The 14,349-nt window shown below is 62.9% G+C and carries 8 protein-coding genes and 3 rRNA genes; 6 read left to right on the top strand and 5 right to left on the bottom strand.

The window, feature by feature from the left end; genetic code table 11:
- Window positions 1–24: 24 nt before the first annotated feature.
- The 4 genes from OID54_RS15340 to rrf all read left to right on the top strand — a co-directional run bounded on the left by OID54_RS15340 (window position 25) and on the right by rrf (window position 6,793).
- Complete coding sequence (locus tag OID54_RS15340) at window positions 25–1,032, top strand: stage II sporulation protein M (RefSeq protein WP_329019781.1); 1,008 nt, start codon at window positions 25–27, stop codon at window positions 1,030–1,032.
- A gap of 590 nt (window positions 1,033–1,622) precedes the next feature.
- Window positions 1,623–3,148: ribosomal RNA gene (locus OID54_RS15335) — 16S ribosomal RNA — on the top strand.
- A gap of 331 nt (window positions 3,149–3,479) precedes the next feature.
- Window positions 3,480–6,608, top strand: a 23S ribosomal RNA gene (locus OID54_RS15330).
- Window positions 6,609–6,676: 68 nt separating this feature from the next.
- Window positions 6,677–6,793 (top strand): 5S ribosomal RNA (gene rrf / locus OID54_RS15325).
- Together the 16S, 23S and 5S rRNA genes form the textbook arrangement of a ribosomal RNA operon.
- 151 nt (window positions 6,794–6,944) lie before the next feature.
- Here rrf and OID54_RS15320 read toward each other — a convergent pair.
- From OID54_RS15320 to OID54_RS15300, 5 genes are read right to left on the bottom strand one after another with little or no spacing between them, the layout of a single operon-like run.
- The gene (locus OID54_RS15320; protein WP_329019778.1) at window positions 6,945–8,255 is read right to left on the bottom strand and encodes a DUF58 domain-containing protein; all 1,311 of its coding nucleotides are present in this window, start codon (window positions 8,253–8,255) and stop codon (window positions 6,945–6,947) included.
- 11 nt (window positions 8,256–8,266) lie between these two features.
- Entirely contained in the window at window positions 8,267–9,250 is a 984-nt protein-coding gene (locus OID54_RS15315) for an AAA family ATPase (protein ID WP_329019774.1), read from the bottom strand.
- On the bottom strand, window positions 9,247–10,440 hold the full coding sequence (locus OID54_RS15310; protein ID WP_329019771.1) for a DUF4350 domain-containing protein: 1,194 nt from the start codon (window positions 10,438–10,440) through the stop codon (window positions 9,247–9,249). Before OID54_RS15310 ends, OID54_RS15315 begins: the two co-directional genes overlap by 4 nt.
- Window positions 10,437–11,120: a DUF4129 domain-containing protein gene (locus tag OID54_RS15305; RefSeq protein WP_443055593.1), complete on the bottom strand. Its 684-nt coding sequence runs from the start codon at window positions 11,118–11,120 to the stop codon at window positions 10,437–10,439. The genes OID54_RS15310 and OID54_RS15305 overlap by 4 nt, the downstream gene beginning before the upstream one ends.
- A gap of 4 nt (window positions 11,121–11,124) precedes the next feature.
- Entirely contained in the window at window positions 11,125–12,330 is a 1,206-nt protein-coding gene (locus OID54_RS15300; RefSeq protein ID WP_329019765.1) for a DUF7544 domain-containing protein, read from the bottom strand.
- A gap of 182 nt (window positions 12,331–12,512) precedes the next feature.
- Between OID54_RS15300 and mtnA the strand changes: the two genes are divergently transcribed.
- Window positions 12,513–13,655 carry an S-methyl-5-thioribose-1-phosphate isomerase gene (gene mtnA / locus OID54_RS15295; RefSeq protein ID WP_329019762.1) on the top strand — a complete coding sequence of 381 codons (1,143 nt, stop codon included), beginning with the start codon at window positions 12,513–12,515 and terminating at the stop codon, window positions 13,653–13,655.
- A gap of 4 nt (window positions 13,656–13,659) precedes the next feature.
- Window positions 13,660–14,349 carry a two-component system response regulator MtrA gene (mtrA, locus tag OID54_RS15290; protein ID WP_329019759.1) on the top strand — a complete coding sequence of 230 codons (690 nt, stop codon included), beginning with the start codon at window positions 13,660–13,662 and terminating at the stop codon, window positions 14,347–14,349.

Below are 14,349 nucleotides of genomic sequence, written 5' to 3'. Positions count from 1 at the left end.
CAGTCCCCGGAGCAGCTGCCGACCATGGACCTCGATGTCTTCGTGACCGCCCATCGCGCCGAGTGGGACCGCTTGGACCTCCTCATCAGGCGCGGTCGCCGCCTGACGGGTGCGGAGGCCGACGAACTCGTCGCCCTCTACCAATCGACCGCGACCCATCTCTCCCTGATCCAGTCCACGGCACCCGATCCCCAGCTGGTCGGACGGCTCACCCAACTCGTGGCCCGGGCCCGCGCGACGGTCACCGGTGCGCGTCGGGCGACCTGGCGGGACGCGGCCACCTTCTTCGTAGCGGGGTTTCCGGCAGCCGTCTACCGCTCGCGCCACTGGTGGATTCCGACCGCGGTCCTCTCCACATTGGTCGCGGCGATCATCGGTTGGTGGATCGGTGCCAACCCGGACGTCCAGTCTTCGATCGCCGCCCCCGATGAACTACGGGCGATGACCCGCCCCGGGGGTGAGTACGAGACGTACTACTCAAGCCACCCGGCCACCTCGTTCGCGGCTCAGGTCTGGACGAACAACGCCAGGGCCGCCGCCCTGTGCCTGACCCTGGGCGCCTTCCTCTGCCTTCCGGTCATCTGGATCTTGTTCCTGAACATGCTCAATCTCGGGGTGGGGATCGGGCTGATGGCCTCAGCCGGCCGGTTGGACACCTTCCTCGGCCTGGTCCTCCCGCACGGCCTCCTTGAACTGACGGCCGTCTTCATCGCCGCGGGCGCAGGGATGCGCCTGGGCTGGACGGTCATCGACCCGGGTCCGCTCTCCCGCCGAGCAGCCTTGGCCCAGCAAGGCAGAGCCGCACTGGGCATGGCGATCGGACTTGCGGTCGTCCTGTTTGTTTCGGGTGTCATCGAAGGCTTTGTCACACCCTCTGACCTGCCCACTTGGGCGCGTATCGGCATCGGCATCGGGGCGGAGGCCCTGTTCCTCGGCTATGTCTACGTCCTCGGCGGCCGAGCTGCCCGAGCGGGAGAGCACGGGGACCTCGACGCCACCGACCGCAGCGCCGAACTACCGATCGCCGCTTGATGTGCGTCCACCCCTCCTGACCTGCTAGTGTCCTCCTCGCCCGCAAAAACCATTGACAGTGGTCTTGCAGGGAGGTAGATTCAAACGGTTGCCTCGAACTGGACATGATCGAGGCCCATCGCTAGTATCTAGCTTGCTCTGAGTGGAAAGCGTAATTTCCGCAGAGCCAATCGACTTCTTCATTTAGATCGCGAAGACTGATTCGCTCAGTCAAATCGCTTCTGATAAAGTCGGCTCAGCCGAAAGGCGAAAAGTCCTTCCAATCGGGTGCTGGATCGAATTCGAAGTCCGGAAACGGAGTCAGAAAAAGGTCTGGTAGGGTTGGAAACGCAAGACCGGAGGGAAAAGCCCGGAGAGTCCTGAGAGGGATTTGAAGGAAGCGTCCGTTCCTTGAGAACTCAACAGCGTGCCAAAAGTCAACGCCAGATATGTTGATACCCCGTCTCTTAGGAGATGTGGTTCCTTTGAAAAAGTCCTCATGCCATTGGTTTGGTGTGGGGCGCACTACAGCGAGGACGCTGTGAACCATCCGAATATTCCTTCGGATGGTTCCGCTCTTGTGTGGTGTTTGACCCGGTTTCGGGTAGACATTCACGGAGAGTTTGATCCTGGCTCAGGACGAACGCTGGCGGCGTGCTTAACACATGCAAGTCGAACGATGAAGCCTTTCGGGGTGGATTAGTGGCGAACGGGTGAGTAACACGTGGGCAATCTGCCCTGCACTCTGGGACAAGCCCTGGAAACGGGGTCTAATACCGGATACCACCTGAAGGGGCATCTCTTCGGGTTGAAAGCTCCGGCGGTGCAGGATGAGCCCGCGGCCTATCAGCTTGTTGGTGGGGTGATGGCCTACCAAGGCGACGACGGGTAGCCGGCCTGAGAGGGCGACCGGCCACACTGGGACTGAGACACGGCCCAGACTCCTACGGGAGGCAGCAGTGGGGAATATTGCACAATGGGCGAAAGCCTGATGCAGCGACGCCGCGTGAGGGATGACGGCCTTCGGGTTGTAAACCTCTTTCAGCAGGGAAGAAGCGAAAGTGACGGTACCTGCAGAAGAAGCGCCGGCTAACTACGTGCCAGCAGCCGCGGTAATACGTAGGGCGCAAGCGTTGTCCGGAATTATTGGGCGTAAAGAGCTCGTAGGCGGCTTGTCGCGTCGGATGTGAAAGCCCGGAGCTTAACTCCGGGTCTGCATTCGATACGGGCAGGCTAGAGTGTGGTAGGGGAGATCGGAATTCCTGGTGTAGCGGTGAAATGCGCAGATATCAGGAGGAACACCGGTGGCGAAGGCGGATCTCTGGGCCATTACTGACGCTGAGGAGCGAAAGCGTGGGGAGCGAACAGGATTAGATACCCTGGTAGTCCACGCCGTAAACGTTGGGAACTAGGTGTTGGCGACATTCCACGTCGTCGGTGCCGCAGCTAACGCATTAAGTTCCCCGCCTGGGGAGTACGGCCGCAAGGCTAAAACTCAAAGGAATTGACGGGGGCCCGCACAAGCAGCGGAGCATGTGGCTTAATTCGACGCAACGCGAAGAACCTTACCAAGGCTTGACATATGCCGGAAAGCATCAGAGATGGTGCCCCCCTTGTGGTCGGTATACAGGTGGTGCATGGCTGTCGTCAGCTCGTGTCGTGAGATGTTGGGTTAAGTCCCGCAACGAGCGCAACCCTTGTTCTGTGTTGCCAGCATGCCTTTCGGGGTGATGGGGACTCACAGGAGACTGCCGGGGTCAACTCGGAGGAAGGTGGGGACGACGTCAAGTCATCATGCCCCTTATGTCTTGGGCTGCACACGTGCTACAATGGCCGGTACAATGAGCTGCGATACCGTGAGGTTGAGCGAATCTCAAAAAGCCGGTCTCAGTTCGGATTGGGGTCTGCAACTCGACCCCATGAAGTCGGAGTTGCTAGTAATCGCAGATCAGCATTGCTGCGGTGAATACGTTCCCGGGCCTTGTACACACCGCCCGTCACGTCACGAAAGTCGGTAACACCCGAAGCCGGTGGCCCAACCCCTTGTGGGAGGGAGCTGTCGAAGGTGGGACTGGCGATTGGGACGAAGTCGTAACAAGGTAGCCGTACCGGAAGGTGCGGCTGGATCACCTCCTTTCTAAGGAGCACTTCTTAACCAGTCTTTCGGGGTTGGTTCAGAGGCCAGTACATCGGCGAATGTTCGATGCTGGTTGCTCATGGGTGGAACGTTGACTATTCAGTGAGCTTGCTTGCTGGTTCATCACGAGTACTACTGCTTGATTTATTGAGTGGTGTGGAAAGTGGTGGCTGGTGGGTGGGTTTGTTGGGCGCGCTGTTGGGTGTCTGAGGGCATGGGCGATTTTTGCTTGTGTTCCTTCTGCCGGTCCCGGTGTACTCGCTCAGGTTTGGGTGGGGTGATGGGTGGCTGGTCGTTGTTTGAGAACTGCACAGTGGACGCGAGCATCTGTGGCCAAGTTTTTAAGGGCGCACGGTGGATGCCTTGGCACCAGGAACCGATGAAGGACGTGGGAGGCCACGATAGTCCCCGGGGAGTCGTCAACCAGGCTTTGATCCGGGGGTTTCCGAATGGGGAAACCCGGCAGTCGTCATGGGCTGTCACCCATGCCTGAACACATAGGGCATGTGGAGGGAACGAGGGGAAGTGAAACATCTCAGTACCCTCAGGAAGAGAAAACAACCGTGATTCCGGGAGTAGTGGCGAGCGAAACTGGATGAGGCCAAACCGTATATGTGTGATACCCGGCAGGGGTTGCGTATGCGGGGTTGTGGGATCTCTCTTTTACGGTCTGCCGGCCGTGAGACGAGTCAGAAACCGTAGTCATAGGCGAAGGACATGCGAAAGGTCCGGCGTAGAGGGTAAGACCCCCGTAGCTGAAATGATTGCGGCTCGTTTGAGAGACACCCAAGTAGCACGGGGCCCGAGAAATCCCGTGTGAATCTGGCGGGACCACCCGTTAAGCCTAAATATTCCCTGGTGACCGATAGCGGATAGTACCGTGAGGGAATGGTGAAAAGTACCGCGGGAGCGGAGTGAAATAGTACCTGAAACCGTGTGCCTACAAGCCGTGGGAGCGTCGCATATCAAGCTTTTGTTTGGTATGTCGTGACTGCGTGCCTTTTGAAGAATGAGCCTGCGAGTTTGCGGTGTGTTGCGAGGTTAACCCGTGTGGGGGAGCCGTAGCGAAAGCGAGTCCGAATAGGGCGTTTTAGTAGCATGCTCAAGACCCGAAGCGGAGTGATCTAGCCATGGGCAGGTTGAAGCGGCTGTAAGAGGTCGTGGAGGACCGAACCCACCAGGGTTGAAAACCTGGGGGATGACCTGTGGTTAGGGGTGAAAGGCCAATCAAACTCCGTGATAGCTGGTTCTCCCCGAAATGCATTTAGGTGCAGCGTCGTGTGTTTCTTGCCGGAGGTAGAGCACTGGATAGGCGATGGGCCCTACCGGGTTACTGACCTTAGCCAAACTCCGAATGCCGGTAAGTGAGAGCACGGCAGTGAGACTGTGGGGGATAAGCTCCATGGTCGAGAGGGAAACAGCCCAGAGCATCGACTAAGGCCCCTAAGCGTACGCTAAGTGGGAAAGGATGTGGAGTCGCAGAGACAACCAGGAGGTTGGCTTAGAAGCAGCCACCCTTGAAAGAGTGCGTAATAGCTCACTGGTCAAGTGATTCCGCGCCGACAATGTAGCGGGGCTCAAGCGTACCGCCGAAGTCGTGTCATTGCAGCATATAGGGCTAACGCCTGTTGTGATGGGTAGGGGAGCGTCGTGTGCCGGGTGAAGCCGCCGCGTAAGCGAGTGGTGGACGGTTCACGAGTGAGAATGCAGGCATGAGTAGCGATACACACGTGGGAAACGTGTGCGCCGATTGACTAAGGGTTCCTGGGTCAAGCTGATCTGCCCAGGGTAAGTCGGGACCTAAGGCGAGGCCGACAGGCGTAGTCGATGGACAACCGGTTGATATTCCGGTACCCGCTTTGAAACGCCCAATATCGAGCCCATTAATGCTAAGGCCGTGAAGCCGCCCTTGATCTCTTCGGAGTGAGGGGGAGTGGTGGAGCCGCTGATCCAAGGTGGTAGTAGGTAAGTGATGGGGTGACGCAGGAAGGTAGTCCAGCCCGGGCGGTGGTTGTCCCGGGGTAAGGGTGTAGGCCGTGTGGTAGGTAAATCCGTCACACATTAAGGCTGAGACCTGATGCCGAGCCGATTGTGGTGAAGTGGATGATCCTATGCTGTCGAGAAAAGCCTCTAGCGAGTTTCATGGCGGCCCGTACCCTAAACCGACTCAGGTGGTCAGGTAGAGAATACCGAGGCGTTCGGGTGAACTATGGTTAAGGAACTCGGCAAAATGCCCCCGTAACTTCGGGAGAAGGGGGGCCATTCTTGGTGATCCGATTTACTCGGTGAGCTGGGGGTGGCCGCAGAGACCAGCGAGAAGCGACTGTTTACTAAAAACACAGGTCCGTGCGAAGCCGTAAGGCGATGTATACGGACTGACGCCTGCCCGGTGCTGGAACGTTAAGGGGACCGGTTAGCTCCATTTCGGTGGGGCGAAGCTGAGAACTTAAGCGCCAGTAAACGGCGGTGGTAACTATAACCATCCTAAGGTAGCGAAATTCCTTGTCGGGTAAGTTCCGACCTGCACGAATGGCGTAACGACTTCTCGACTGTCTCAACCATAGGCCCGGTGAAATTGCACTACGAGTAAAGATGCTCGTTTCGCGCAGCAGGACGGAAAGACCCCGGGACCTTTACTATAGTTTGATATTGGTGTTCGGTTCGGCTTGTGTAGGATAGGTGGGAGACTGTGAACAGCACACGCCAGTGTGTTGGGAGTCGCTGTTGAAATACCACTCTGGTCGTGCTGGATGTCTAACCTGGGTCCGTGATCCGGATCAGGGACAGTGTCTGATGGGTAGTTTAACTGGGGCGGTTGCCTCCTAAAGAGTAACGGAGGCGCCCAAAGGTTCCCTCAGCCTGGTTGGTAATCAGGTGTTGAGTGTAAGTGCACAAGGGAGCTTGACTGTGAGACCGACGGGTCGAGCAGGGACGAAAGTCGGGACTAGTGATCCGGCGGTGGCTTGTGGAAGCGCCGTCGCTCAACGGATAAAAGGTACCCCGGGGATAACAGGCTGATCTTCCCCAAGAGTCCATATCGACGGGATGGTTTGGCACCTCGATGTCGGCTCGTCGCATCCTGGGGCTGGAGTCGGTCCCAAGGGTTGGGCTGTTCGCCCATTAAAGCGGTACGCGAGCTGGGTTTAGAACGTCGTGAGACAGTTCGGTCCCTATCCGCTGTGCGCGTAGGAGTCTTGAGAAGGGCTGTCCCTAGTACGAGAGGACCGGGACGGACGAACCTCTGGTGTGCCAGTTGTCCTGCCAAGGGCATGGCTGGTTGGCTACGTTCGGAAAGGATAACCGCTGAAAGCATCTAAGCGGGAAGCCTGCTTCGAGATGAGGACTCCCACCCCCTTTGAGGGGTTAAGGCTCCCAGGAGACTACTGGGTTGATAGGCCAGATCTGGAAGGCGGGTAACCGCTGGAGGTGACTGGTACTAATAAGCCGAGGGCTTGTCCATAGAGGCTCGCGTCCACTGTGTTGGTTCTGAAACCACGACCGTGACATTTCCGGTTGGTTTTATAGTGTTTCGGTGGTTATTGCGTTAGGGAAACGCCCGGTTACATTCCGAACCCGGAAGCTAAGCCTTTCAGCGCCGATGGTACTGCAGGGGGGACCCTGTGGGAGAGTAGGACACCGCCGAACAATCATTGTGATAAGGGCCCTGTACCGGGTAGGTACAGGGCCCTTTCGCATTCCCCAACACATTTCCCGGGCGCCCTTTCCGTACCGGTGGGTCTTTCCTGGTGGCTCTGCCGGTGTTGATTGGGGCGGACAAACGAAACCTCAAGGGCCGCTAGAGCCGGCCAGCTGCCTTCAAGGCCAGATAAATGTCTGCGAGAGAGGGAGCGAGAAGCTCCGGTGGTGCGTCCACGACGGTTGCGCCGTAGCGCTCAAGCTGTTGTGCCGTTCGACGACGCTGTTCCAGTGTCTGAAGTGCGGCAGCCGCCCCGTACACCGCTTGAATGTCGCCCCGCTCCAATGACATCTGCTGGACTTTTGGATCCATGACAGATGCGACGACCACCGTGTGGCGCTGTGCCAGTTGTGGGAGGACTGGGAGCAGTCCCTGCTCGATCGGGGCGGCATCCAGACCGGTGAGAAGCACGATCAGCGATCTCTGCGGCGCGTTTTTGAGGACGGCTGCAGCAAGTCCGCGGGTATCCGTCTCCACCAGTTCTGGTTCCAGCGGCGCCAGCGCGTCGACCATCGCAGGCAGGAGCTCATGTGCTGATCTCCTCAGCACCTGGGCGCGGATTCGACGGTCGTAAGCCAGCAGCCCAACCCGGTCACCGGCACGGGACGCCAGTGCGGTGAGGAGCAGTGCGGCGTCCATCGCGGCGTCGAGCCGCGGCACGTCGCCGACTCGTCCTGCCGATGTTCGCCCGGTGTCGAGGACGATGAGGATGTGGCGGTCCCGTTCGGGCCGCCACGTCCTGACCGCCAGCGTTGCCTGTCGGGCCGTTGCGCGCCAATCGATGGAACGTGTGTCGTCGCCTGGCACGTACTCCCGCAGGCTGTCGAACTCGGTGCCCTGACCCCGCGACAAGACACTTGTACGGCCGTCGAGTTCCCTCAGCCGAGCGAGGCGTGAGGGCAAGTGCTTGCGGCTGGTGAAGGGCGGAAGGACACGGACTGTCCAAGGGACCCTGTGACTGCCTTGCCGCGCAGCGAGCCCCAGGGGGCCGTACGAGCGGACGGTGACGAGTTCCGCCCGACGGTCGCCGCGACGGGTGGGACGGAGCACGGTGCTGAGGCGACGTCGTTCACCCGCCGGGACGTTCAGCCGGTGCCGGGATGCTGCCTGTTCCGTACCCGGGGTCCAACTGCTCGGTGGCCAGGCGTCCCGCACCTGCGCACGGAGTGGTCTGGCGGACGGGTTGGAGACCATGAGTTGTACATTCGCCTGCTCGTGCAATCGAACAGTTGTGTCACCACTTCGGGTGAATCGAAGCGTTCGCACTGGCGCGGCAAGGAGGTAGTCGCACAAGATTGCTAGTGAGAGGGGGGCGTTCACGGCAAGCATCCCAGCCCAACTGGGCGCGAGGATGCCTACGGGGAGAGAGCCGAGAGCGGCGAGGAGTGCGGTTCGTCCGGTGAGGGCCATCTGTGCTCGTCTCAGCGAGGTACGGGGACATGGCTGAGGATTGCGGTGATGACGGAGTCCGGGGTGGTCCCTTCCATCTCCGCTTCGGGCCGCAGCTGGATCCGGTGGCGAAGTGTGGGCAGGGCCAGTGCCTTCACATCGTCGGGGATCACATAGTCCCGTCCCGTTAGCCACGCCCAGGCGCGTGAGGTGGACAGAAGGGCAGTTGCCCCGCGGGGGGACACTCCGAGGGCGAGTGAGGGGGATTGGCGAGTGGCGCGACAGATATCGACGACGTACCCGGTGATCTCTGCCGAGACCGAGGTCTTGGCGACGGCGGCCCGGGCTTCTTCCAGATCCGTTGCACCGGCGACGGTCCGCAGGCCCGCGGCCTGAAGATCGCGTGGGTCGAACCCCTGGGAGTGACGGGTCAGGACCTGGATCTCGTCCTCACGTGAGGGCAGAGGGACCGTCAGTTTGAGCAGGAAGCGGTCGAGTTGGGCTTCGGGCAGGGGATACGTGCCTTCGTACTCGACGGGATTCTGAGTCGCTGCGACGAGGAACGGATCAGGCAGGGGGCGAGGTGTGCCGTCGATGGTGACCTGGCGTTCTTCCATCGCTTCCAGTAGCGAGGACTGAGTCTTGGGCGGCGTTCGGTTGATCTCGTCCGCGAGGAGGAGGTTGGTGAACACCGGGCCGGGTTGGAAGGAGAAGTCGGCGGTGCGGGCGTCATAGACGAGCGAGCCGGTGACATCGCTGGGCATGAGGTCAGGCGTGAATTGAACCCGTTTGGTGTCGAGGTCCAGGGTTGCCGCCAGGGCGCGGACCAGAAGGGTCTTGGCGACTCCGGGCACGCCCTCTAGCAGGACGTGGCCGCGGCAGAGCAAGGCCACGACGAGCCCGGTGACAGCTGGGTCCTGGCCGACCACTGCCTTCGCGATCTCGGTGCGCAGGGCCTCTAGCGAGGCGCGGGCGCGGTCCGAATTCTCGGCTCCGGCTGGGTTCGGGGCGCTCATGAACGTCGTACCTCTCTTTCGAGGGCGTCGAGTTGGTCTGCCAGGAGAACGAGGCCGGCATCGTCGGGCGGTGCGGGGCCGAAGAGAAGGGGGGTGGGATCCGTCTCGGTGGGGATCCGGGCGACGACAGCGGGGATCAGTACCGCGATGGAGTCCGCCTCGGCTGAGGGCACTTTGAGGAGCGTGGCCAATCGGCTTCGGGCGGCGGCGCGTAGGACGGTTGCCGTGTGGTCGCGGGCTTTTGCCTGGTGGTAGAGCCGGGCGCGACCCTCCGTCGCCTCGGAGGCGTGAACGACGACCGGCAGTCGTTCGGTGATGAGTGGGCCGAGGCGACGACTTCTCCAGATGGCGGCCAGGACCGCCGCTAGGCCGAGTTGAAGCGTCGACCAGAGCCAGCCCGATGGGATGAGTTCAAAGAATGTGCTCCCGCCGTCATCGTCGGGTGCCGCGGTGGAGCCGTCATGGAGCGAGGGGAGGTACCAAACGAGATGTTCGCGGGCACCGAGGAGTTGGAGGGCGAGCGAGGCGTTGCCGTGTTTCGCCAGCCGGTCGTTGTAGAGGATGTCGGCCGAGCCGAGCAGGACGGTGTCGCCTCGGTTGGGTGTGTCCAGACGGAGGAGGGTGGGGCGGCCGTCGCTGGGATAGCACCCGTCGGAGCCGGCGCTTGCCCCGGTCGTATAGCTTCTCCCCCCGAGGTCGGCGGTACCTGCCCTGTTCGCGGACGGGAAGGTGCACTGCGGAGCTCTGGGAGAAACGCGCCCCGCAGAGCTGGTCTGGACGCCCGGCGTCAGGGTCGCGATGGACTCGGGTCCGGGACCGAGCAGAACGGTGCGGCCTCCGGACGGGTCGATGGCGAAGTACAGGGCCTGCTGCTGTGCGTCGGTCAGCATGTCGGGACTCGTGACCAGCAGGGTCGTGTCCCTGCCCACGGCGGCGGTGGCTTCGTCGAGGGTTGTGACGACCCGGGTGGAGACGCCTCGTTCATCGAGGAGTTCTGCGATCGCGCGGCTGCCGAGGCGATCGGCGGAGCGAGGATCGAGGGTGCCGCGTGGTTCGTCGGAACGCAGCGCGGCCAGGGTGATGCCGCCGGCCACGATGATCAGGAGGGCGAGCAGCAGTCCGCGTGTGCGGTTCCACACCTGGCGGGTGGTGGGGGACATGGACGTCGTACCCGGAGCGGTCTCCGTCATCCGACCTCATGGTGGGCACTGGTCCATTGGGGTCTGGCGCTTTCCAGGGCGGTGTCGAGTTCCAGCAGGCGTAGATGGGCGTCGCGGGTACCCGTACGGCCGCCGTATGTCACCTCGTCGAATGCCGTTGCCGCGGAGTGCAGCTCCGGGGAGTGCGCGGGAAGCGAGAGGCTGGCTTCTGCGGCTGCCTCGTCGGCCGTTCGTCCGGGGCGGGGCTCCAGCAGGGCGCGTTCCTCCAGGGAGCGGACGATGGCGCGCATCCGTTCCTGGACAGCCGGAGTCCACTCCTTCTTGGCCGCATGGGAATCGGCTGCCGCGCGGTGTTCGGCGGCGCTGCGCGGGGAGTCGGCGAAGAGAGTGGCCGCCGTCCGACCGGCGCGGCGCGGTGGCCCGAGCCGCTTCCCGAGGGCGAAGAGCAGAGCGAGCACGATGAGGGCGATGACGACGACGCCGACCAGCCCGCCGGGTGTGGTCGTGGCCGCGGTGAAGGCATCACCGATCCAGTCCCAGAATCGGTCGACCGCCCGTTGGAGCAGGTTGGGATCGTGCTCGTGGTATTCGGGCCGGGACAGTTCCCGTTCGGCAGCTTCGCGGGCGGGTGCGCGGGGGGTGTCAACCGGTACCTCGTCGCTGGCGCGGACGTGGTCCCGTGCTGTGTTCACACCCCCCGCGATGAGCACTCCATCAGCTCCTGTGTCCGCTGTCGGGCGACGGGGCCCCGTATCCGGGGACGCCTGCGGCCCGGGCGAGGTCGATGTCCAGGGCCTCCCGGCGGATCCGCTGGTCGATGTAGAGCAGCGCCGTCACTCCTGCGGAGATCGGATAGGTGATCGAGGAGGAGATGACCGCCCCGATGCCGGTGATGATCAGGAAGGGCCAGCCGAGGTTCGGGGCGTCGTCGGTGAGGAGACTGCTGAGGCCGTCGCCGTCCACTGCAAAGGCGGCCATGCTGAACGGGATCGCGATGATCATCGAGACGAGGAGCGTCAGCACCACGGTCAGGCTGAGGATGCCGAAGGTCCGCCACCAGGCGCCCTGGACGAGCTTGGCGGAGCGGCGCATCGAGGCGATGATCCCTTGACGTTCCAGCATCAGCGCGGGCGATGCCAGAGCGAATCTGATCAGCAGCCAGACCATCGCGGGAAGTGCTACGAGAGCTCCGAGCACCGCGAGGGCCACTCCCGCCTCACCGCCCACCACCAAGCCGGGGAGCATGGCCACGAAGATGATGGCGCCGGCCATGAGCGGAAGCAGAAGGGTCAACCCGAGCAGTCTGCCCAGCCGGGGTCGGGCTTCGTGCCAGGACTCGGCGAGCGTCACCGGACGCCCCAGTACCGAACGGCTGATGACCACGGTGAGCAGGGCCGTCGTGAAGAGCGTGGCGATCAGGGTGATGCCCGCGGTGTAACTCAGGGTCGCGGTGCTGGCGTCGAGGGCGGCTGCCAGAGTCTCGGTGTCGTCCGCGTTCTTGTCGATCGCGGGCGGCTCCGGGAGCAGATAGCGCTCGCCGAGGACGGTCGCGATCTGAGAGATCACCGAGACGGTGATGGTGATGCCCAGGACCGTGCGCCAGTGGGCACGCAGGGTGGAGACGGCACCGTCGAGGATCTCACCGACGCCCAGGGGGCGCAGGGGGATGACGCCCGGCTTGGCGACGGACTGCGGTCCCCATTTGCCGTGCGGTGGGCGGCCACCCCACCCGGGCGGGGGCGTAGCGCCGTGCTGGTTCTTCCCGGACGGGGCGGACCACTGCCCGGCCGGGGGTTGGTTGGTCGACCATTTGGAAGCGGGGCCGTTCTCGTCGGCGGGCCCGGCAGGCCGGGGCACTCCGGCATCCTGTTCACCGGAGTGAGCCGATCCGGGCGAAGCCCAGCCCGGAGTGTCGTTCACGGTCGTCCACCTCATGGCTTGGGTCGGGGACCGGCTCACGGAGCCGGCTTGTGCGCAGGGCCTGTCCGCGTATCAGTTCGGCAGGCAGGCAGCCATCGTGCCACGCGGGGCCGTTCGACGGGTGGGCCCCTGTATCTCCTTCTCTCCTTCAATGTCGGTGGCTCACCAGGCAGACTGGGCGGATGGCTGATCAGTACGCACAAAACCCGGCCCGCGGTGAACCGCCCAGGCTCTCCGTCCTTCGCTGGGACGAGTTGCCGGAAGGACCCGTGGTGGTGCTCCTCGACCAGACGCGGCTGCCCGCCGAGGAGATCGAGCTGGTCTGTACCGATGTGCCGGCCTTGGTACAGGCGATCACGACGCTTGCCGTGCGGGGTGCGCCTCTCCTGGGCATCACCGGTGCCTACGGTGTGGCGCTCGCTGCTGCGCGGGGTTATGACGTGGAGGAAGCCGCGACCTTGCTGGCGCACGCGCGGCCCACCGCGGTGAATCTGGCCCATGGGGTGCGGCGGGCGCTGGCCGCCCATCGTGCGGCGGCCGGAGGGGGCAGTGTTCAGGCCGCTCGGGCGGCGCTTGCGGAAGCCAGGAAGCTACATCGGCAGGACGCGGAGGCAAGTGCGAGCATGGCAGCCCACGGGCTCGCTCTGCTCGATGAGCTGCTGGCGGGAGGAAGTCACCGAATTCTCACTCACTGTAATACCGGAGCTTTGGTCTCGGGTGGCGAGGGCACTGCGTTCGCGGTGGCGCTCGCCACCCATCGCGAGGGTCGATTGCGCCGGCTGTGGGTGGACGAGACACGACCGTTGCTGCAAGGTTCCCGATTGACCGCCTACGAGGCGGCGCGCAACGGTATGGCATACACCCTGCTCACCGATAACGCCGCAGGTTCACTCTTTGCGGCGGGTCAGGTCGACGCCGTCCTGATTGGCGCCGATCGGATAGCCGCGGACGGGTCGGTGGCCAACAAGGTGGGCAGCTACCCGCTCGCCGTCCTGGCCAGGTACCACCATGTGCCGTTCGTGGTGGTCGCTCCGACGACGACGATCGATCCGGACACACCGGACGGAGCCGGTATCGAGGTGGAACAGAGGTCTGGCCACGAGGTGACGGATGTGGCTGCCCCGCAGCTGGTGTCCGCCGGGCCAGGAGCGGTCGCGAGCACGTCGGTCGCGCCGCTGGGGACGCCGGCGTACAACCCGGCTTTTGATGTCACACCGCCCGAGCTGGTGACGGCGATCGTCACCGAGTCGGGGGTGTTGTCCCCTGTCACGGGGGACGGAATTGCGGAGCTGTGTGCCAGGTCACGCCAGGTAACGATTAGCTAATGGGATGATGTCGTTTATGAAGGGACGAGTCCTTGTCGTCGATGACGACACCGCACTGGCCGAGATGCTCGGGATTGTGCTGCGTGGTGAAGGTTTCGAGCCGTCTTTTGTAGCGGACGGTGACAAGGCACTTGCCGCTTTCCGTGAAGCCAAGCCGGATCTTGTACTGCTGGACCTGATGCTCCCTGGCCGGGACGGCATCGAGGTCTGCCGTCTGATCAGGGCCGAGTCCGGCGTGCCCATCGTGATGCTCACCGCCAAGAGCGACACGGTGGACGTCGTCGTGGGCCTTGAGTCCGGTGCCGATGACTACATCATCAAACCGTTCAAACCGAAGGAGCTGGTGGCCAGGATCAGGGCGAGGCTGCGCAGGTCGGAGGAGCCCGCACCGGAACAGCTGGCCATCGGTGACCTTGTCATCGACGTGGCCGGCCACTCGGTGAAGCGGGAGGGCCAGTCGATCGCGCTCACCCCGCTTGAGTTCGATCTCCTCGTCGCGCTCGCCCGCAAGCCGTGGCAGGTGTTCACCCGAGAGGTCCTGCTGGAACAGGTGTGGGGCTACCGTCACGCGGCTGACACCAGGCTGGTGAACGTCCACGTACAGCGGCTGCGCTCCAAGGTTGAGAAGGATCCCGAGCGCCCGGAGATCGTGGTGACCGTCCGTGGCGTCGGTTACAAGGCCGGGCCGAGCTGA

Source organism: Streptomyces sp. NBC_00690 (assembly GCF_036226685.1).
GTDB lineage: Bacteria > Actinomycetota > Actinomycetes > Streptomycetales > Streptomycetaceae > Streptomyces.
Note: the sequence above shows the minus strand (reverse complement) of the source record. Positions and strands in the feature narration are given on the sequence as shown.

What these genes read in the sequence shown, in the direction of transcription:
- OID54_RS15340 (WP_329019781.1), top strand. Translation starts at nt 25, where the DNA reads ATGGACCTCGATGTCTTCGTGACCGCCCATCGCGCCGAGTGGGACCGC.
- OID54_RS15320 (WP_329019778.1), bottom strand. Translation starts at nt 8,255, where the DNA reads ATGGCCCTCACCGGACGAACCGCACTCCTCGCCGCTCTCGGCTCTCTC.
- OID54_RS15315 (WP_329019774.1), bottom strand. Translation starts at nt 9,250, where the DNA reads ATGAGCGCCCCGAACCCAGCCGGAGCCGAGAATTCGGACCGCGCCCGC.
- OID54_RS15310 (WP_329019771.1), bottom strand. Translation starts at nt 10,440, where the DNA reads ATGACGGAGACCGCTCCGGGTACGACGTCCATGTCCCCCACCACCCGC.
- mtnA (WP_329019762.1), top strand. Translation starts at nt 12,513, where the DNA reads ATGGCTGATCAGTACGCACAAAACCCGGCCCGCGGTGAACCGCCCAGG.
- mtrA (WP_329019759.1), top strand. Translation starts at nt 13,660, where the DNA reads ATGATGTCGTTTATGAAGGGACGAGTCCTTGTCGTCGATGACGACACC.